The sequence below is a fragment of the Mycolicibacterium madagascariense genome, assembly GCF_010729665.1.
Classification (GTDB): Bacteria; Actinomycetota; Actinomycetes; order Mycobacteriales; family Mycobacteriaceae; genus Mycobacterium; species Mycobacterium madagascariense.
Genome location: NZ_AP022610.1, coordinates 3,435,635 through 3,455,104 on the forward strand (window position 1 = coordinate 3,435,635; position 19,470 = coordinate 3,455,104).

Annotated in this window: 16 protein-coding genes; 1 reads left to right on the top strand and 15 read right to left on the bottom strand. The window is 70.8% G+C overall.

Annotated elements, in window-relative coordinates; translation table 11 throughout:
- Window positions 1–12: 12 nt before the first annotated feature.
- The 3 genes from G6N60_RS16135 to G6N60_RS16145 form a co-directional block, all read right to left on the bottom strand.
- Complete coding sequence (locus tag G6N60_RS16135) at window positions 13–216, bottom strand: Trm112 family protein (RefSeq protein WP_163739179.1); 204 nt, start codon at window positions 214–216, stop codon at window positions 13–15.
- Window positions 217–219: 3 nt separating this feature from the next.
- Window positions 220–675 (bottom strand): hypothetical protein, encoded by a 456-nt coding sequence (locus G6N60_RS16140; protein ID WP_163739181.1) that lies wholly within the window; start codon window positions 673–675, stop codon window positions 220–222.
- 119 nt (window positions 676–794) lie between these two features.
- Window positions 795–3,767: an acyl-CoA synthetase gene (locus tag G6N60_RS16145; protein WP_163744043.1), complete on the bottom strand. Its 2,973-nt coding sequence runs from the start codon at window positions 3,765–3,767 to the stop codon at window positions 795–797.
- A 105-nt stretch (window positions 3,768–3,872) separates the two neighbouring features.
- Here G6N60_RS16145 and G6N60_RS16150 point away from each other — a divergent pair, with 105 nt between their 5' ends.
- Complete coding sequence (locus G6N60_RS16150) at window positions 3,873–5,651, top strand: ABC-F family ATP-binding cassette domain-containing protein (protein WP_163739184.1); 1,779 nt, start codon at window positions 3,873–3,875, stop codon at window positions 5,649–5,651.
- Here the strand turns inward: G6N60_RS16150 and argH are convergent.
- From argH to G6N60_RS16210, 12 genes are all read right to left on the bottom strand, one after another.
- Window positions 5,648–7,060, bottom strand: coding sequence for an argininosuccinate lyase (gene argH / locus G6N60_RS16155; RefSeq protein ID WP_163739186.1), 1,413 nt, complete (start codon window positions 7,058–7,060; stop codon window positions 5,648–5,650). The two genes, G6N60_RS16150 and argH, sit on opposite strands and share 4 nt — an antisense overlap.
- Before the next feature lie 81 nt (window positions 7,061–7,141).
- The gene (locus G6N60_RS16160; protein WP_163739188.1) at window positions 7,142–8,341 is read right to left on the bottom strand and encodes an argininosuccinate synthase; all 1,200 of its coding nucleotides are present in this window, start codon (window positions 8,339–8,341) and stop codon (window positions 7,142–7,144) included.
- Between the two features lie 26 nt (window positions 8,342–8,367).
- Window positions 8,368–8,862: an arginine repressor gene (locus G6N60_RS16165; protein WP_276027622.1), complete on the bottom strand. Its 495-nt coding sequence runs from the start codon at window positions 8,860–8,862 to the stop codon at window positions 8,368–8,370.
- Entirely contained in the window at window positions 8,841–9,767 is a 927-nt protein-coding gene (gene argF, locus G6N60_RS16170; RefSeq protein WP_163739190.1) for an ornithine carbamoyltransferase, read from the bottom strand. The genes G6N60_RS16165 and argF overlap by 22 nt, the downstream gene beginning before the upstream one ends.
- Window positions 9,764–10,957, bottom strand: coding sequence for an acetylornithine transaminase (locus tag G6N60_RS16175; protein ID WP_263992049.1), 1,194 nt, complete (start codon window positions 10,955–10,957; stop codon window positions 9,764–9,766). The genes argF and G6N60_RS16175 overlap by 4 nt, the downstream gene beginning before the upstream one ends.
- 7 nt (window positions 10,958–10,964) lie before the next feature.
- Window positions 10,965–11,852 carry an acetylglutamate kinase gene (gene argB / locus G6N60_RS16180; RefSeq protein ID WP_163739192.1) on the bottom strand — a complete coding sequence of 296 codons (888 nt, stop codon included), beginning with the start codon at window positions 11,850–11,852 and terminating at the stop codon, window positions 10,965–10,967.
- A complete protein-coding gene (argJ, locus tag G6N60_RS16185; RefSeq protein ID WP_246240748.1) occupies window positions 11,849–13,078 on the bottom strand; it encodes a bifunctional glutamate N-acetyltransferase/amino-acid acetyltransferase ArgJ in 1,230 nt (409 codons plus the stop codon). The genes argB and argJ overlap by 4 nt, the downstream gene beginning before the upstream one ends.
- Entirely contained in the window at window positions 13,075–14,124 is a 1,050-nt protein-coding gene (argC, locus tag G6N60_RS16190) for an N-acetyl-gamma-glutamyl-phosphate reductase (RefSeq protein ID WP_197746948.1), read from the bottom strand. Before argC ends, argJ begins: the two co-directional genes overlap by 4 nt.
- A gap of 25 nt (window positions 14,125–14,149) precedes the next feature.
- Window positions 14,150–16,636, bottom strand: a complete 2,487-nt coding sequence (gene pheT / locus G6N60_RS16195) for a phenylalanine--tRNA ligase subunit beta (RefSeq protein WP_163739197.1) — start codon at window positions 16,634–16,636, stop codon at window positions 14,150–14,152.
- On the bottom strand, window positions 16,636–17,688 hold the full coding sequence (pheS, locus tag G6N60_RS16200; RefSeq protein WP_163739199.1) for a phenylalanine--tRNA ligase subunit alpha: 1,053 nt from the start codon (window positions 17,686–17,688) through the stop codon (window positions 16,636–16,638). Before pheS ends, pheT begins: the two co-directional genes overlap by 1 nt.
- 75 nt (window positions 17,689–17,763) lie before the next feature.
- The gene (locus G6N60_RS16205; RefSeq protein WP_163739202.1) at window positions 17,764–18,582 is read right to left on the bottom strand and encodes a rhomboid-like protein; all 819 of its coding nucleotides are present in this window, start codon (window positions 18,580–18,582) and stop codon (window positions 17,764–17,766) included.
- A 3-nt stretch (window positions 18,583–18,585) separates the two neighbouring features.
- Complete coding sequence (locus tag G6N60_RS16210) at window positions 18,586–19,470, bottom strand: adenylate/guanylate cyclase domain-containing protein (RefSeq protein WP_372510920.1); 885 nt, start codon at window positions 19,468–19,470, stop codon at window positions 18,586–18,588.

Consider the following 19,470-nt stretch of genomic DNA (forward strand, 5'->3'; position numbering starts at 1 on the left):
AGCGATTCTGGGCTAGGGTTCCGCCCGCTCGATCATCGACTGGTGCTCGGCGTCATCGGTGATCGTGACCGCCTCACTGATGAGGAGCACGGGCACGCCGTGCTCGATTCGGTAGGCGCGTCGCAACCGCGGGTTGTAGAGCCGGTCGCCGACGAGCAGCAGCGAACCGCGGTCCTCAGGACAGACCAGGAGGCTGCGCAGACGTTGATCGAGCATGCGTCAGCCGAGGGGGATGTTGATGCCGCCGCCGCCATTCGGGTCGGGCGGGTAGCTGCCGGGGTTCCCGCCCCCGATGCCGATGGTCGGTGGGTTCAGCGCGGGGCCGCCGCCACCGCTGCTGCGGCTCTGGTTCTGCTTCTGGTACTGCACCGTCTGCTGCAGGGCCTGGATCAACGGTATTTGATTGGGGCGCTTCGTCATCGCGGCCTCGAGGTCGTCGACGTTGCCCACCGACGGCCGAAAGCCCTGACCGCGCAGCTTGATCGCGGTGTGGATCAGGTTCGAGATCTGTCCGCCGCCGGCGCCGGTGTCGTACTGCTTGTCGATGTCGTCGAGGACGTCGGCGTGTGCCGTGCCCACGCCGAGGGCGATCAGCAGTCCCGTCGCCATGGCGCCACTGGCCATCGCCCCCGTGAACACGCGGCGAACGCCACGCCTACCGGTTCGTCCAGCCATCAATCCTCCATCGTCGAGCGTGTCGAAGTCTCCGGCCCGACCCGGACGGCCACGTACGGCCAGCCCGGAGCCTAACAAAGCGCGGACGCCGTGGCAGTCCGTCACAGCGCGCACATAGGTCACTCGTCGGACGCCGCCCCGGCGAGCTCGGCGCGCGCGGCGGCGGTCAGTCGTCGATAGGTGCCGGTGTCGGGGTCCAGGTACCAGGCGTTGCGCGACGGCTTGGGCAGGCCCGCCGCGCGCAGGGGGCCCAGCAGCGGTCGGTAGGTCGCGCTGAGCTTGAGGTCGGGCACCACGTGGACGACGTCGGGGGCGGCGCCCACCGGCAGCCCGGTCAGCGCCTCGTTCAGATCCGCCGTCGGCACCGTGCCCCCCGGCCTGAGCAGCAGCGCCGACACCGCGAGGTCGTGGTCGTCGACGGTGACCCGGTAGGTGACCGCGACGTCGACGGCACCGATGCGGCCGACGGTGTCGTTGACTGCGGCGCTGTAGACCGGTCCCCGCTCGGTGCGGATCACCGAACCGCGGTTGTCGACCAGCCAGTAGTCACCGGCCTCGTCGCGCCGGAACAGGTATTCCGTCGACACCCACAGGTCGGCGGGGGCGAAGACTCCGCGCTTGACCGACGCCGTCGGATCGACGGGACCGCGCGGATGCGCGAGCAGGACGCCCACCTCGTTCGTCCCCGCCAGCGCGACGAACCCGCGGTCGTCCTCGAGGATCAGGTCGTCGTCGGGGTCGTAGGCCGCCAGCGCGATCTGGCCGCCGCCCGGCAACGGACGGCCCTCGCTGCCGATCTTCGCGCTCGCGACGTTGGCCAGCACGGCCTGTCCGTCGGTGGTGGCGAAGAACTCGACCACGTGGGCCGGCGCGAACTCCTCCTCCACCCGTCGCCACAGTCCGGTGGGCATGCCGGACCCGATGAACAGTCGAACGGGATGGTTGCCGTGGAGCGCGAACGCCGGATCGTCGATCACGTCGCGCAGCATCGCCCAGGTGTAGGACACCACGGTGACGCCGTACTGCCGCAGCTCGTGGGAGAAGCGGTCCGGCCGCAGCCCCCGCGACAGGGCGATCCGGGTGCCGCCGACGACCGCTCCGCCGAGGCTGACGAGCAGACCGGACTGATGGTGCAGCGGGGTCAGGCAGTACACGGTGTCGCCGGTGCTGAGGTTCGCCGCGGACGCCGTGCCGAACGCCGAGAGCGCCCACCGAAAGTTCGTGATCTGCCGGGCGACCAGCTCGCCGTTCACGGTCGCGAAGGCCACGTAGGCCAGATCCTTGGCGAAGCCGGGGTCCGGTCGATACCAGCCGGGCAGCGCCACGACGTCGGGGTCGATCTTCTCCATGTCGACGACGTCGTCGTCCGCGGCGAGGTCGAGGTCGCGCGCCTCACCGCCGCCGAGCACCAGCACCCGCAGGGGCAATTTCTTCGCGGCGTCGAGGTGCACCGGGTCGGCGATGACGTCGGACACCGCGCCGAGCCGGGCCGCCTCGGTCAGATCGGCGTCGGGCGGCATCAGCACGGCCACCGCACCGAGCCTGGAGAGCGCGGCGATCGCGACGAGCGCGCTCGGCCTGGTCTCCATGAGGACCCCGACGTGCGCGCCCTGTCGGACGCCGACGTCGATCAGGCCGCGGACGACGTTGTTGACGCGGCGGTCCACTGCCTCATAGGTGTGCACGCGGCCGTCGAACAGCAGGAACTCACCCCGCGGCGTGGCCTGGGCCTGCTCGGTCATGATCCGTCCGAGCGACATCCTGGTGTGGTCGTTGATCTGCCCGAGCCGAGCCAGTCGCGGCAGCGTCCGTGCGGTCTCCACGACCAGGGCGCGGGCGGACTTGTTCGCCGCGACGACGGCGGATCCCGCGGCCCGCGCGACGCTGAACGTCATCTCCGCGGCCGCGCCGGCACCGTGTGCGATGCGCAGCGCCAGTGGCACCCCGCTCTCGTGGGACTCCTCCGGCTGCAGCGCCATCGGCACCACACCGTCGGGCATCTCGCCGTCACCGGCGAGCCACCTGACCCACGCCGCCACCGTCGGCCACGTCTGAGTGGCGGCCTTCGAGCCGACGACCAGACCGAAATGCCCTGAGCGGATGAGGTATTCGTAGACGTCGGCCTGCGGGGACGCCCGTTTGATGCCGCGTACCGACGCCGGCTGGCCGATGTCGTCGACCTCGCCGACGACGGCGAGGACGGGGCAGTCGATGTCGGAGAGCGTGACGAGGTCGCCGTGGATCGAGAACCCGCCGCTCATCATCCGGTTGTGGGCGATGAACTGCTTGAGCAACTCGGCGATGGCCGGACCGGACCACGCGATCCAGCCGTCGCTGGCCAGGAAGCGGCGCTGCTGCTCGCGGGGCAGCAGCGCCTCGCGGTCGTGCAGCTGGCGCAGGAAGTCCAGCCGCGACTGCGCGGTCTTGATGGGGTCGAGCATCTGAAAACCCGTGCGCGCCAACCACCCTGGCACGTCGATGCGGCTGAACACGTGGTCGGCCATGAAGTCCGCGGCCCCGACCGCGAGCCCGGCGGGCAGGTTCATCGGCAGGGCGGCCAGCGTGTCGACGGGGGCCCCGAAGGCGACGATGCTCGCGAGGTCCTTGGACCGTCGGTACGCGGCGGTCTGGTAGGCGAACATGCCGCCTTGGGAATACCCGGCCAGGTGGACGTCGCGGTCGGTCACGCTCTTGACGGTGTCGATGGCCTCGTTCAGCGCGACGACGTGATCGGCGAGGGTGCGCTGCATGCCGCCCTCGATCTGGTCGGGCGAGCCGAAGTCGATGACCCAGGGATCGATGCCCGCGGCGTGCAGGATGCCGACGGCGCCCTCGTCGCGGGTGACGTCCCACATGTCGGCCGACATCATCATCGGGTGCACCATCAGCACCGGCGGGCCCGCCGGCTTGGCGCCCGGCCGGGCATCGGGCGGGAAGTACCGCCGCAGCCGGTACATCGGCACGCTCTCGACGATCTGGAACGGCGACGGCACGGCCCCGGTCTCCAGACCGCCGTACCGCAGGACCTCCAGACCGTTCTGAGCGGTTGCCACCAACCGCTCCACGGGCCCGGTGATCGCCGATAGGTCCACCACGCTCGTCCCCTTCCGCGCGAAACCCGAATGCCCCGGTCGACGCCATCATGGCACAGCGGCGATGCGGCCCCGGTCGTGATCGCGCCCTATGATCGGCGGCTGATGGCGAACCTGATCAACCTCGAACGCGCGACCGTCGGCTACGGCACGCGCACCCTCCTCGACGGCGTCAGCCTCGGCGTCGACGACGGGCAGGCCATCGGAGTCGTCGGACGCAACGGCGACGGCAAGACCACGCTGCTGCAGATCCTCACGGCGACCCGGCCACCCGACTCCGGACGTGTCACCCACACGTCCGGCCTGTCGGTCGGCTATCTGCACCAGGCCGACGACTTCGCGGCCGAGGCGACGGTGCGCGACGTGATCTTCGGGCGCGAGCGCACCGACGCCGACGGCGAGGACCGCCGCGCCGACCACGTGTGGGCCGCGGACGCCGAGAGCAGGTCGGTCGTCGAGAACCTGCTGACCGAAGTCGCACTCGACCGCCAGGTGGGCCAGCTCAGCGGCGGCGAGCGCCGTCGCGTCGCGCTGGCGGCGGTCTTGCTCGCCGGACACGACGTGCTCGTGCTCGACGAGCCGACGAACCACCTCGACGTCGAGGTGATCAGCTGGCTCGCCGGCTGGCTGTCCCGGCAGCGGGCGAAGACGTTGGTCGTCGTCAGCCACGACCGGTGGTTCCTTGATGCGGTGTGCACCAACATCTGGGAGGTGCACGGCGGCACCGTCGACGCCTACGAGGGTGGCTACGCGGCCTACGTCCTGGCCCGCGCCGAAAGGTCGAGGATCGCCGCGGGCACCGAAGCGCGGCGGCGCAACCTCATGCGCAAGGAATTGGCGTGGCTGCGACGGGGGGCGCCGGCCCGCACGTCCAAGCCGAAGTTCCGCATCCAGGCCGCCAACGAGCTGATCGCCAACGAACCCGAACCGCGCGATTCCCTTGCCCTGCAACGCTTTGCGACGGCCCGGCTAGGCAAGGACGTGTTCGACCTGCACCGGGTGTCCCTGCGGGCCGGCGAGAAGGTCATCCTCGACCAACTGGACTGGTCGATCGGGCCGGGCGCGCGGATCGGGCTGGTCGGCGTCAACGGCACGGGCAAGACGTCGGTGCTCAAGCTGCTGACCGGTGAACTGCCGCCGACGTCGGGCACGGTCAAGCGCGGCAAGACGCTCAGGATCGGCTACCTGAGCCAGGCGCTCGTCGAGATGGACGGCAGCGAGCGCGTCCTGGACGCGGTCGAGAACGCCAAGCGCATCACCGAACTCGCGGGGGGCAAGGAGGTCAGCACGGCCACCCTACTCGAGGACTTCGGCTTCACCGGCGACAAGTTGACCACGCGCCTGTCGGAGCTCTCCGGCGGCGAGCGGCGACGGTTCCAGTTCCTGCGGCTGCTGCTCGACGAGCCCAACGTCATGCTGCTCGACGAGCCGACGAACGACCTGGACATCGACACCCTGAACGTCATCGAGGACTACCTCGACGGCTGGCCGGGCACCCTGATCGTCGTCACCCACGACCGCTACTTCCTCGAGCGGGTCAGCGACGTGACCTACGCCCTGCCCGGCGGCGGTCGCTGCGTGCTCCTGCCGGGTGGCATCGAGCAGTACCTCGCCGAGCGGCCTGCGGCCAACGGCGTCGCGGTGACCCGTCCGGCCGACCGCAACGAAACCGACTCGGCGCGCGAGCGCAAGACCGGAAAGCAATTGTCGCGCATCGAGAGTCAGCTCAGGAAGCTCGACGAGCAGATCGCCGCGCTGCATCTGACGATGGCCGACGCCGCCGCCGATCACGTGCGACTGGGCCAGCTCAACGGCGAACTGTCCGACCTGGTGCAGCGCAAGGAGTCACTCGAAGAGGAGTGGCTGGTCCTGGCCGACGGCTAGGGACGCAGCCGAATCCAGAGCCGGTCGGCCGTCTCCCGCACGACGCCGAGTTGCTTGGCGACCTGCCTGGGCGCGGTGCCACCGCGGGCATCGCGGGAATCGACCGAGCCCTCGACCGTCAGCACCTCGCGGACCTTCGGCGTCAACCCGGGGTGGATGGCCGCCAGTTCGTCGTCGGTCAGCTCCTCGAGTCCGACGCCGCGCGCCTCCGCGGCCTTGACCGCCGCCCCGGCCGCCTCGTGGGCGACGCGGAACGGAATGCCTTGGCGCACCATCCATTCGGCGATGTCGGTGGCCAACGTGTAACCACGCGGCGCCAGCTCGGCCAACCGGTCGGCGTCGAACGTCAGGGTGCCGACGAGGCCGGCCATCGCGGGCAGCAGCAGCTGCAGCTGGGCCACCGAGTCGAAGACCGGTTCCTTGTCCTCCTGCAGATCGCGGTTGTAGGCCAGCGGCTGCGCCTTGAGGGTGGCGAGCAGCCCGGCGAGGTTGCCGATCAGGCGACCGGACTTGCCGCGGGCGAGTTCGGCGATGTCGGGGTTCTTCTTCTGCGGCATGATCGAGCTGCCCGTCGACCAGGAGTCGTGCAGCCGCACATAGCCGAATTCGGTCGTGCTCCACAGGATCACGTCCTCGGCGAGCCGGGACAGGTCGACGGCGATCATCGCCAGCACGAAGGCCGCCTCGGCCGCGAAGTCGCGCGCGGCCGTCGCATCGATGGAGTTGTCGGCGGCGGCGGTGAATCCCAGATCGGCGGCGATGGCGTCGGGATCGAGGCCGAGCGACGAACCCGCCAGCGCGCCGGAGCCATACGGGGAGATGGCGGTGCGGTCGTCCAGGTCGAGGATCCGGTCGACGTCGCGCAGCAGCGGGTGCGCGTGCGCCAGCAGGTGGTGGGCCAGCAGGATCGGCTGCGCGGACTGCAGGTGGGTCTTGCCGGGCATGATCTCGGTCGGGTGCGCGGCGGCCTGGGTGGCGAGCGCACCGACGACGTCGAGGACACCGCCGCCGATCGCGCGCATCGCGTCGCGCAGCCACATCCGAAAGAGCGTGGCCACCTGGTCGTTTCGCGACCGGCCCGCGCGCAGGCGGCCGCCGAGGTCCGCACCGGCCCGGTCGATCAGTCCGCGCTCGAGGGCGCCGTGGACGTCCTCGTCGGACGGCAGCGGGGTGAAGGTCCCGTCGGCGACGTCCTTGCCGAGGGCGTCGAGCCCCGCCAGCAGACCGTCACGCTGCTCCGACGACAACAACCCGGCCCGGAACAGCACCAGGGCGTGCGCCTTGGAGGCGCGCACGTCGTAGGGCGCCAGCACCCAGTCGAAGTGGGTCGACTTGCTCAGTGCGGCCAGGGCGTCCGACGGGCCGCCGGCGAAGCGCCCGCCCCACAGCGAACCCTCGTTGGTGGTCATGTGCCGGTCATTCTCCTTCCGCGAAAAGACGGAAAGGGCCCTGAAATGCTGCTATCGAGGGCCCTTTGCGTCTGCTCGCGCCTAGTTGGCGAGGTCCCGCTGCGCGGCGATCTTCGAACTCAGCCCGTGCACGTGCACGAAGCCCTTGGCGCTGGACTGGTCGAAGGTGTCGCCCTCGTCGTAGGTGGCGAGGTTGAAGTCGTAGAGCGACTCCGAGCTGCGCCGGCCGTTGACGGCGATGTGCCCGCCGTGCAACACCATTCGGATCTCACCGGTCACGTGCTCCTGGGTGTCGGCGACGAAGGACTCCAGCGCGCGCTTGAGCGGCGAGTACCACAGGCCGTCGTAGACCAGCTCGCCCCACCGCTGATCGGTGGTCCGCTTGAAGCGCGCGAGTTCGCGCTCCAGCGTGACGTGCTCGAGTTCGGTGTGGGCGGTGATGAGCACCATCGCACCGGGTGCCTCGTAGATCTCGCGGCTCTTGATGCCGACGAGCCGGTCCTCGACGACGTCGAGGCGACCGACGCCCTGCGCCCCCGCGCGCCGATTGAGCTCGACGATGGCCTCGAGCACCGTCACCGGCCTGCCGTCGATCGAGACCGGCTTGCCCTTCTCGAAGCCGACGATGACCTCGTCGGGGCTGCTCCAGTTGACGGTGGGGTCCTCGGTGTAGTCGTAGACGTCCTTCGTCGGAGCGTTCCACAGGTGTTCCAGGAAGCCGGTTTCCACGGCCCGGCCCCACACGTTCTGGTCGATCGAGAACGGCGAGCGCTTGGTGACGTTGATGGGGATCGCGTTCTGCTCGGCGAAGGCGATGGCCTTCTCCCGCGTCCACGCGTAGTCGCGCACCGGCGCGAGCACCTCGAGATGTGGTGCGAGCGAAGCGAATCCGACCTCGAAACGCACCTGGTCGTTGCCCTTGCCGGTGCACCCGTGCGCGACGATGCCGCCGCCGTGCTCCTTGGCCGCCTCGACGAGGTGCTTGACGATCAGCGGCCGGCTGATGGCCGACACCAGCGGATAGCGGTACATGTAGAGCGCGTTGCTCTTGATGGTCGGCAGGCAGTACTCCTCGGCGAACTCGTCGCGGGCGTCGACCACGACCGCCTCGACGGCGCCGCAGTCCAGGGCCCGCTGACGGACGACCTCCATGTCCTCACCGCCCTGGCCAAGGTCGATGGCGACGGCCACCACCTCGCGGCCGGTCTCCTTGCCGATCCAGCTGATGGCAACGGAGGTGTCCAGACCGCCGGAGTACGCCAGGATGACGCGTTCGGACATTGAAGTGATCTCCTTGATCGTTCGGGCTACTGCAGGTGTTCGAGGGTCCGGGCGAGTTCGGCGCCCGTCATGGGTTCGCGGGCGATCACCAGGATGGTGTCATCCCCGGCGACGGTGCCGACGACGTAGGGCAGGGCGGACCGGTCGATGGCGCTGGCGAGGTAGTGGGCGGCACCGGGCGGGGTGCGCAGCACGGCGAGGTTTCCGCTCGCGTCGGTCGACACCAGCAGGTCGCCGAGCAGCCTCGTCATCCGGTCGGTGCCGCCGGCGACGCCGCGGACCGGGCTGCCGTCCTCGGGCACGACGTAGACGCCGGAGCCGCCGTCGGCCCCGCGCAGCTTCACCGCACCCAGCTCTTCGAGATCCCGCGACAGCGTGGCCTGGGTGACCTCGATGCCCTCGGCCGCGAGCATCGCGGCCAGCTCGCCCTGACTGCGCACCGAGTGGGCCGACAGCAGCGTCACGATGCGTGCCTGTCGCCCCGCGCGGGTCGAGGTGGTCACGATCGTTCCAGTAGCCATACCAGCAGCGCCTTCTGCGCGTGCAGACGATTCTCGGCCTCGTCCCAGGCCGCGCTCTGCGGGCCGTCGAGGACGTCGTCGGTGATCTCGTGGCCGCGGTGGGCGGGCAGGCAGTGCAGCACCACCGCCTCGGGGTCGGCGCGCTGCAGCAACTGGGCGTTGAGCTGGAACGGCCGGAACGGACGCACCCGGTCCAGCCCGTCGTTCTCCTGCCCCATCGACGTCCAGGTGTCGGTCACCAGGACGTCGGCGCCCGCGGCGGCGGCGTTGGCGTCCGCGGTCACGGCGACGCTGGCCCCCGTCTGCGCGGCGCGGCGCTCCGCGGCCGCCACGAACTGGCGGGCCGGTTCGAAACCCGTTGGCGCAGCGATGGTCACGTGGATGCCCGCGGTGACGCCGCCCAGCATGAGCGAGTGCGCCATGTTGTTCGCACCGTCGCCGAAGTAGGCCATCCGCAACCCGGCGAGTGACCCCTTGCGCTCCACCAGGGTCTGCAGGTCGGCCAGCACCTGGCACGGGTGGAACTCGTCGGAGAGCGCATTGACGATGGGCACCGTCGACCCGGAGGCCATGGCGCTCAACCGTTCCTGGGCGAAGGTCCGCCACACGATGGCGTCGACGTAGCGCGACAGCACGCGCCCGGTGTCCTCGAGCGTCTCCTCGCGACCCAGCTGCGTCGTGCGCCCGTCGACGACGACGGCATGACCGCCGAGTTGGGCGATGCCCATCTCGAAGGAGAAACGCGTTCTGGTGGAGTTCTTCTCGAAGATCACCGCGACGCCCCGGGGTCCCTCGAGCGGCCTGGCGCTGAACGGGTCCTTCTTCAGGTCGGCGGCCAGCGCCAGCACCTCGGCCTGCTCGTCGGGGGTCAGGTCGTCGTCGCGCAGGAAGTTCCGCACGGTCATGACGCCGACCCCGCCGTGTCGAGGATGCCGGGCAGCGCGGTGAGGAACGCCTCGATCTGGGCCTCGGTCACGACCAGCGGCGGGGCCAGCCGAATGACCTCGGGCGCAGCCGCGTTCACCAGGAAGCCCGCCTCGCGCGCCGCACTCTCGACGGCCTTGCCCTTGGGCGCCGTGAGGACGATGCCGCGCAGCAGGCCGCGGCCCCTGACGTGATCGACGAGTGGATGCCGCAGCGCCTCGACGCCGTGGCTGATGGTCTTGCCCAGTACGTCGGCGCGAGCGACGAGGTCGTCCTCGGCGAGCGTCCGCAGAACCGCAACCGCGGCCGCGGTGCATACCGGATTGCCGCCGAACGTGCTGCCGTGCAGGCCGGGAGTCAACAGCGAGGCCGCCTCGCCGATCGCGATGCAGGCCCCGATCGGCAGTCCGCCGCCGAGCCCCTTGGCCAGCGTGACGACATCGGGGGTGATGCCGTCGTGCTGATGGGCGTAGAAGGATCCGGTGCGGCCGACGCCCGTCTGCACCTCGTCGAGCACCAGCAGCGCGCCGTGCTGCGCGGTGATCTCGCGCGCCGCGACGAGGTAGCCCGGCGGCGGCGTGACGACGCCGCCCTCCCCCATGATCGGCTCGAGGAAGACTGCGGCCGTGTCGTCGGTGACGGCGGCCGCGAGGGCGTCGACGTCGCCGTACGGCACGTGGGTGACCTGACCCGGAAGTGGTTCGAACGGCGCCTGTTTCGTCGGCTGGCCGGTGAGCGCGAGCGATCCCATGGTGCGGCCGTGGAAGGCGCCCTCGGCGGCGACGAGTGCGGTCCGACCGGTGAGCCTACTGATCTTGAACGCGACCTCGTTGGCCTCGGTTCCCGAGTTGCAGAAGAACACTCGCGCCGTCAGGTCCCCGCCAAGTTGCGCCACCAGCGCCTCGGCCAGCGCGATCCCCGGTTCGGTGGCGTAGAGGTTCGACGTGTGCCCGAGCGTGTTGAGTTGACGCGTCACCGCCTCGATCACGGCGGGATGCCGATGCCCGAGCACATTGACGGCGATGCCCCCGAGGAGGTCGACGTAGGACTTGCCGTCGGCGTCGGTCACGACCGCGCCGTCGCCGCTCACCAGGGCCACCGGCGGCGTGCCGTAGTTGTCCATCATCACGGCCTGCCAACGTGCTTGCAGCCCTTGGGTATTGGTAGTCACGTGCCGATCACCCCTTTCGCTCGCCCTGGATCTTCGTTCCGGATCCCTCGTTCGTGAACAGCTCGACCAGCACGCAGTGCTCCACGCGACCGTCGATGACGTGGGCGCTGGGCACCCCGCCCTCGACCGCCCGCAAACAGGCCTCGATCTTGGGCACCATCCCCGACTCGAGCGTCGGCAGCAGGCCGGCCAGCGTCTCGACGTCGATCTCGCTGACCAGTGAGGACCGGTCCGGCCAGCTGGTGTAGAGGCCCTCGACGTCGGTGAGCATCAGCAGCTTCTCCGCGCCAAGGGCCTCGGCGAGGGCGGCGGCGGCGGTGTCGGCGTTGATGTTGTGCACCACCCCGGCGGCGTCGGGCGCGATCGTGGAGATGACCGGAATGCGGCCTGCGGCAATGAGATCCAGCACGGCCCGGGTGTCGACCTTCTCGACGTCGCCGACGAGGCCGATGTCGGTGGCCACGCCGTCGACGGTGACGCTGCGCCGCACCGCGGTGAACAGGTGGGCATCCTCGCCGGTGATGCCGACGGCGTAGGGCCCGTGCGCGTTGACCAGGCCGACGAGTTCGCGACCGACCTGACCGAACAGCACCATCCGCGCGACGTCGAGGACCTCCGGGGTCGTCACCCGGAACCCGCCCTTGAAGTCACCGGGGATGCCCAGGCGCTTCAGCATCGCGCTGATCTGGGGGCCTCCGCCGTGCACGACGACGGGGTGGATGCCGCAGTTGCGCAAGAACACCATGTCCTCGGCGAAGGCCGACTTGAGCGTCTCGTCGGTCATGGCGTTGCCGCCGTACTTGACGACGACGATCTTGCCGTGCAATTGCTTGAGCCACGGCAGTGCCCCGGCGAGTATCGCCGCCTTGGTCTGGGTGTCGGGTGGCTGGCTCACGACGAGTAGGCCGAGTTCTCTTCGACGTAGGCGTGGGAGAGGTCCGTGGTCCTGACGGTGCCCACGCCCGTGCCGACGCCGAGGTCGACGGTCACGGTGATGTCGGCGCCCGAGAGGTCGACGTCGCGCGCACCCGGCGCACCGGCGCCGTCGATGCACACGGGAAAGCCGTTGAACGACACGGAGATCCGATCGGGCTCCAGGTCGACCGGAGCCATGCCGACCGCGGCCAGGACCCGGCCCCAGTTGGGATCGGAGCCGAACAGCGCCGTCTTCACCAGACTGTCCCTGGCGATCACCCGCGCCGCGGTGACGGCGTCGGCCTCGCTGGCCGCTCCGGTGACCGTGATGGCGACGCGCTTGGTGACGCCCTCGGCGTCGGCCTGCAGTTGGGCGCACAGGTCGTCGCAGACGGCGAGCACGGCCGCGTCGAGTTCGGCCTGGCTGGGCGCGATCTCGCTAGCACCGGAGGCCAGCAGCAGCACGGTGTCGTTGGTCGAGCAGCTGCCATCGATGTCGAGCCGATCGAAGGTGCGGGCCGCAGCGTGGCGCAACGCGCGGTCGAGTGCGTCGGCGTCGGCGACCGCATCGGTGGTGATGACGCACAGCATGGTGGCCAGTGAGGGCGCCATCATCCCGGCGCCCTTGGCCATCGCGCCGACGGTCCAGCTGTCGTCGTGGTGCAGCGCAACCTGTTTCGGCACGGTGTCGGTGGTCATGATGGCCTGGGCCGCCTCGGCGCCGCCGGTGAGGCCACCCGCCAGCTCGCGCACGACGTTCTGCACGCCTGCGAGCACCCTGTCCATCGGCAGCCGGTCACCGATCAATCCCGTGGAGCAGACGGCGACCTCGATCGCGCCGGTCTCGGTCCCCCACGCCGACAGTGCCTTCGCGACGGCCTCGGCGGTGGCGTGGGTGTCCTGGAAGCCCAGAGGCCCGGTGCACGCATTGGCCCCGCCGGAGTTCAGGACGACCGCGCGCAGCGCCCTGGTCGTCATGACCTGCTGCGTCCACAGCACCGGAGCCGCCTTCACCTTGTTGCGGGTGAACACGCCGGCCGCGGCGTAGTCGGGCCCCTCGTTGAAGACCAGCGCCAGGTCCGGCTTGCCGGAGGCCTTGATCCCCGCCGAGATGCCCGTCGCCCGGAATCCCGACGGCGCGGTCACGCCCTGGGTGCGCACCAGGCTGCCGCCGATGGCCCGTTCGCACTGGTCCTGCCCGCTCACGGCGCCACCCCCACGATCGAAAGCCCTTCCGTCTCAGGCCAACCCAGTGCCAGGTTCATCGACTGCACGGCGGCTCCTCCGGTGCCCTTGACGAGGTTGTCGATGGCGCACAGTGCCACCAGGACGCCTGCCTCTGGGTCGACCGCAACGGCCACCTGCGCCGCGTTGCTGCCGAGCACCGAGCCCGTCGTGGGGAGCCGGCCCTCCGGGAGCAGATGCACGAAGGGCTCACTGCCGTAGGCCTTCTCGTACGCCGCGCGGATCTCCGACGTCGAAGCCTGGGTGCGCGCCGTGCAGGTGGCGAGGATGCCGCGGGAGGTGGGGATCAGCACCGGCGTGAAGGACACGGTGACGTCGCGGTCGGTGACGGTCCGCAGCCCCTGGGCGATCTCGGGCGTGTGGCGGTGCGTGCCGCCGACGCTGTAGGCCCTGGCCGAGCCGATGACCTCGGCGCCGAGCAGGTCCACCTTGGCGGCGCGACCCGCACCCGACGTGCCACTCACCGCGACGACCGTCACGTCGGGCTCGACGAGATCCTCGGCCAGCGCGGGCACGAGCGCGAGCAACGCGGCCGTCGGATAGCAGCCGGGCACCGCGATGCGCGTCGTGTGCCGCAGCGCGTCCCTGCCGCCCGGTAGCTCGGGCAGGCCGTACGGCCAGCTCCCCGCGTGCGTCGAACCGTAGAACCGTTCCCAGGCAGCCGGATCGGTGAGGCGGAAGTCCGCGCCGCAGTCGACGATCAGCGTGTCGGGACCGAGCTGCTCGGCGAGCGCGGCGGAGTGGCCGTGGGGCAGGGCGAGGAAGACGACGTCGTGGTCGGCGAGCACGGCGGCGTCGGTCGGCTCGAGGACCCGGTCGGCCAGCGGCAGCAGGTGCGGATGGTGCTCGCCGAGGCTGGTGCCCGCACTCGCCGCGGCGGTCAGCGCTCCGATCTCGAGGCGGCCGTCTGCGAGGGCGGGATGTCCGAGCAGGAGCCGAAGGATCTCTCCCCCGGCGTAGCCGCTGGCACCCGCCACTGCCACTGAGGTCATGCAGCGATTCTGCATGTTTATGCAGAACGATGCAAATTCATTATTTGCGGTGGACGGCTCCGAGCCGCTCCTCCGCGACGGCGACGGCGGCGTCACGGGCCGCGCTGGCCTCGTCCTCGGTCAGCGTGCGGTCCGGGGCGCGGAACCGCAGCGCCAGCGTCAGCGACTTCCTGCCCTCGCCGATCTGCGGCCCGACGTAGACGTCGAAGATCCGGACGTCCTCCAGGAGTGCGCCCGCACCGGCGCGCACCGCGTCGACGACGGACTGGGCCGCGACGTCGTCGGCGACGATCAAGCTGACGTCCTGGAAGACCGCGGGGAACGGTGAGACCACCGGCGCCGGCAGCGTCTCGACGACCGGCACGGCACTGAGGTCGAGTTCGACCGCGCACACGCCCCTGGGCAGACCCGTGCGTTCGATGACCGCCGGATGGAGTTGCCCGGCGTGACCGACGACACGACCGTCCAGCACGATCTCCGCGCAGCGGCCCGGGTGCCACGGCAGCTGCTGGGCGGCACGGAACTCGAAGTCGACGTGACTCGCCCGGCCGATGACGCGCACCGCCTCGAACGCGTCCATCGCATCCACCGGTCGCCCGGGGCCCCATGGTCCGGCCGGCTCACGCAGACCCGACAGCACCACCCCCACGTGCAGCGGCTGCCGCGGCAGCGCGGCGTCGATGTCCGCGATCTCGGCGGCGGTGGGGCGGCGATCGACGGGCAGCCGGTCGAGCGCCCTGGTCTCCGGCATCGCCAGCACCACCTGCTCGATGCCGAACAGCGCGACGTCGGGGGTGCCGCGAGAGACGTTGCGCACCAAGGCTTCCAACAGTCCGGGTAGCAGCGTCGAGGCGAGCTGGGGCCGGTCGGCCTCCAACGGGTTGAGCACCGTCATCGTGGCGCGGCGGGGATCGTCCTCGGCCAGGTCCCAGGCGTCGAAGACGCCGGCGGGCAGGAACGGCGTCGGAAGCACCTCGACGAAACCGTGCAGCGCCAACGACTTTCCGATCGCGCGGCGCCGCTGCTGGCCCGGGCTCAGTCCGCGTCCGGGCGGCGCCGAGGGCAGGACGGAGGGAATCCGCTCGAGACCTTCGAGACGGAGCACCTCCTCGACGAGATCGGCCGGCTGCTGAAGATCGGGACGCCAGCTCGGTGGCACGACGGTGACGATGCCGTCGGCGGTGCTGGTGCGCCCGCCGATCTGCGTCAGTCGACGGACCGTGGCGCCGGCCGGGTAGGCGACGCCGGCGACCCGGTCGGGCAGATCCTCCGGCATCGACACCGCCGCGGGCGACCAGTCGTCACGCGGTGGCTCACCACGCCAGTCGGTCAGCGTCGGCTCGATGGCGCCCTTCGCGATGTCCGCCAGCAGGGCCGCACAGCGGTCGACCGCCGCGACGGAGATCGCGGGATCGACGGTGCGTTCGTAGCGTCGGCCGGCCTCGCTGACCAGGTGCAGCCGACGTTGGGTGCGCGACACGGCCGCCGGGTCCCACACCGCCGCTTCGAGCAGCACGTCGGTGGTGTCCCCGCGCACCTCGGTGGTGCCCGCGCCCATCACGCCGCCGATGGCCGCCGTGGCGACGTCGTCGACGATGAGCACGTCACCGGGGTCCAGGGTGCGGGTCACGTCGTCGAGGGTGACGACCTGCTCCCCCGGCTCGGCGAAGCGCACCTCGAATCCCCCGGTGATGAGGCGCCGGTCGTGGGCGTGCAACGGATGACCGATCTCGAGCATCACGTAGTTGGTCACGTCGACCGCCGGCGAGATGGCCCGGATGCCGCTGAGCAGGAGCCGTCGCTGCAGCCACCACGGCGAGACTGCGGCGGGGTCGATGCCCGTCACGGGACGCAGGGCGAAACGCTGGACGCCCGTACCGGATTGGACGGTCAGCGGCCACGCCTCGCCCTCTACGGGCAGCGGAGCGACGTCGGCGGGGTCGACGAAATCGAGGTCGTAGGCGCAGGCCACCTCGCGGGCCATCCCGCGAATGGACAGGCAGTAGCCGCGGTCGGGGGTGATGGCGAGGTCGAACACCACGTCGTCGAGACCGAGGATCTCACCCGCCGGCGCGCCGGGGGCCGCGGTGCCCGGGGGCAGCACCAGGATGCCGGAGTGGTCGGACCCCAGGTTGAGCTCCGACGCCGAGCAGATCATCCCGTCGGACGTCCTGCCGTAGGTCGTGCGCTTGGCGATGGTGAAGTCCCCCGGCAGCGTGGTGCCGGGCAGTGCCACGACGACGAGGTCGCCGACCGCGAAGTTCCTTGCGCCGCAGACGATGTCGCGTGGCTCCGGCTCGCCGACGTCGACCCGGCACGCCCTGATCGGCTTCTTGAAGCCGGTCAGCTCCTCGATCTCGACGACCCGTCCGACGACGAGCGGGCCCGACACCGGACCCACCGGGATGATGCCCTCGACCTCGTGACCGATGCCGACGAGTGCGCGCTCGAGGTCGGCGGGCGTGACGTCCCAGTCCGGGGCGCCGGCCCGCACGACGTCGCGCAGCCAGCTGTACGGAACGCGCATCAGGCTCCGACCCCGAACGGCAGGGAGAACCGCACGTCACCCTCGACCATGTCCCGCATGTCGGGAATGCCGTTGCGGAACTGCAGGGTTCGCTCCAGACCCATGCCGAAGGCGAAGCCGGAATACTCCTCCGGGTCGATTCCGCACGCGCGCAACACGTTTGGGTTGACCATGCCGCAGCCACCCCATTCCACCCAGCCCGCGCCGCCGCGCTTGTTCTCGAACCACACGTCGACCTCGGCCGACGGCTCGGTGAAGGGGAAGAAGTGCGGCCGCAGCCGGGTGCGGCCCTGCGGGCCGAACTCCGCGCGGGCGAAGGCGTCCAGCGTGCCCCGCAGGTTCGCCATCGTCAGTCCGCGGTCCACGGCGAGACCCTCGACCTGGTGGAACACGGGCGTGTGGGTGGCGTCGAGCTCGTCGGTGCGGAACGTGCGCCCGATCGAGACGATGTACACCGGCAGCTCGCGTTCGAGCAACGCACGGATCTGGACGGGAGAGGTGTGGGTGCGCAGCACCTGCCGCGACCCGTCGGGGGCGATGTGGAACGTGTCCTGCTCGCTGCGCGCGGGGTGGTCCGGAGGGAAGTTCAGCGCGTCGAAGTTGAACTGCTCGGTCTCCACCTCGGGGCCCTCGGCCAGCTCCCACCCCATGGCGACGAAGACGTCGGCGACGTGGTCGGTCAGGATCGTGATCGGGTGGCGCGCCCCGACCGCTTCGCGCGTGGAGGGCAACGTCACGTCGATGCGCTCGGCAACCAGGGCGGCCGCGTCGCGTTCTGCCCGCAGCACCTCGATGCGGACGTCGAAGGCGGCCTGCACCGCGGTCCGCGCCTCGTTGACGCGGCGGCCGGCGTCGGCCCGCTCGGACTTGGGCAGCGCACCGAGCGCCTGACGCGCCAGCGCGATCGGCGACCGGTCGCCGAGGTGATCGGTCTTGGCGCGCGCCAGCTGATCCAGGTCGGCGGACTCCTCGAAGGCGCGCCGCGCGAGGTCGACGGAACTGGTCAGCGATTCCGGAGACAGTTCGGGACCTTCGGCGGGCTGACGTGGCACCCGCCGATCATAGGGGATTGCGCAGGTGGCCCCGGAAACCAGCGTCGCCCCCACCGCGGAGGACGGGCCGCCCGGCTACGGCTGGCCCGGGACGTCGGGCGCCGGCTCGCCCGTGTCGCTCACCCGCGGCCTGCGCCCGGCGAGCACCAGGGTGACGGCAGCGCCGAGAGCCGCACCCGCGACTCCCGCGGCCAGCGGCACCGCCGGGGGTACCTCGTTCGTCAACACCAGGTAGCCGAACATCGAGCCGAGGATCAGCAGCACCACCCGGGCGGGGGTGAACGGTCGGGGCGTCCCGAACCGCGTCGCGACGAGCACGCCGATCGCGAAGGCGACGAGGTGACCGAGGTAGGCGAAGTCGGTCTCGACGTAGGCGACCACGACGGCCACCCCCAGCCACCCGCCCACCCACGCGAGGCGCCACGGTCGCGGAATCGCCGGCGCCAAGGCCCCGAGCACCCCGACGACGCAGTAGCTCATGCCGACGTCGGCTTCGGTGACGACGTCGACCGGCAGCCACCCCCGCGCCACGGCGACGGCCAGCCAGGCGGCGACCAACAGCGTGGCGCCGACATGCGCGAGCGCCAGGGCCACCAGTAAACGCACACTGCCCCAGAGCAATTCGCCGATGGCGAGCAGGAAGATCAGCCCGGGCGCCCACTCCCACTCCGGGCCGGCATCGGCGACGAACGCACTGGTGATCAGCGTGTCGAACCGACCGTGGGCGAGGTTGTGCAGGTTGGTGCTCGTCTGCTCGATCACGCCGTTCTGCAGCTCGGGGGTCAACCTGGACATCCAGACGCTCACGGCGACCAGGGCCAGGGCGTACCCCAGGGTGACCCGCAGGTGGGCCAGGCCGACCAGGATGGCCCGCGGCGCCCCTCTCCCCGGCACCGCCTAGGCCTCCGGCGCTGCGTCGGGGGCGCCGTCGTCCGGCAGCGTCCCGCGCGACCTCACCCAGTACATCGTCAGATCGTCGGGCACCCCTGGCGTCTTGGCCGAGAACAGTTGCTTGCGTACGCGTTTGACGCTGATGTCGAGCGCCGCGAAGTCCTCCTCGCCGATCCCGTTCAGGGTGGTGTTCGACACGACCAGACCGCCCCGGGTCGCGCGGTCCATCACCCGGGCCGCCACGTTGACGTCGACCCCGAGCCAGTCCGACCCGATGCGCTGGGGCCGGCCCGTGTGAATACCCGCCCGCATGAGAGGCGTATATCCGCCCACCTGAACGGTTTTCACCGCATCGAGTGCGGCGAGCACCGCGCCGACGGCGGTGGCGGGATCGGTGAACACCACCATGGCGCCGTCGCCCATCCGCTTCACGATGCGACCGCCGGCGTGCAGCAGGGGCGGTTCGGTCACCTGGGTCACCCGCCTCAGCAGCTTGAGCACCGCGTCGTCACCCGCCCGCAGCGACCATTCGGAGAATCCGACCAGATCGGTGAACACCAGCGTCACCTCGGGATTGGCGGGCTGGCCCGACACACGTTCGGTCAGGGCCTGCCACAGCTGCAGACCGGCCAGGCTGACCTCCCGCGACGCCGCATACCGATCCAAGATGCGGTCGGCCGCCCGAGCGGCGGCCCGCGGTCCGCCCACCCCCGCCGCGGACAGCGGATCACCGAAGTCCGGATCTCCGGGTAGCGCCCGGCGAGCCCGCCTGACGAACGCGACCAGACCCGGGTTTCGATTGGTCTGCTTCAACCAGGACAGCGGTCCACCGGTCGACGCGCCCGCGTTCTGCTGATGGGCGGACCGTTCCCCGAACGATTCGACATCCAC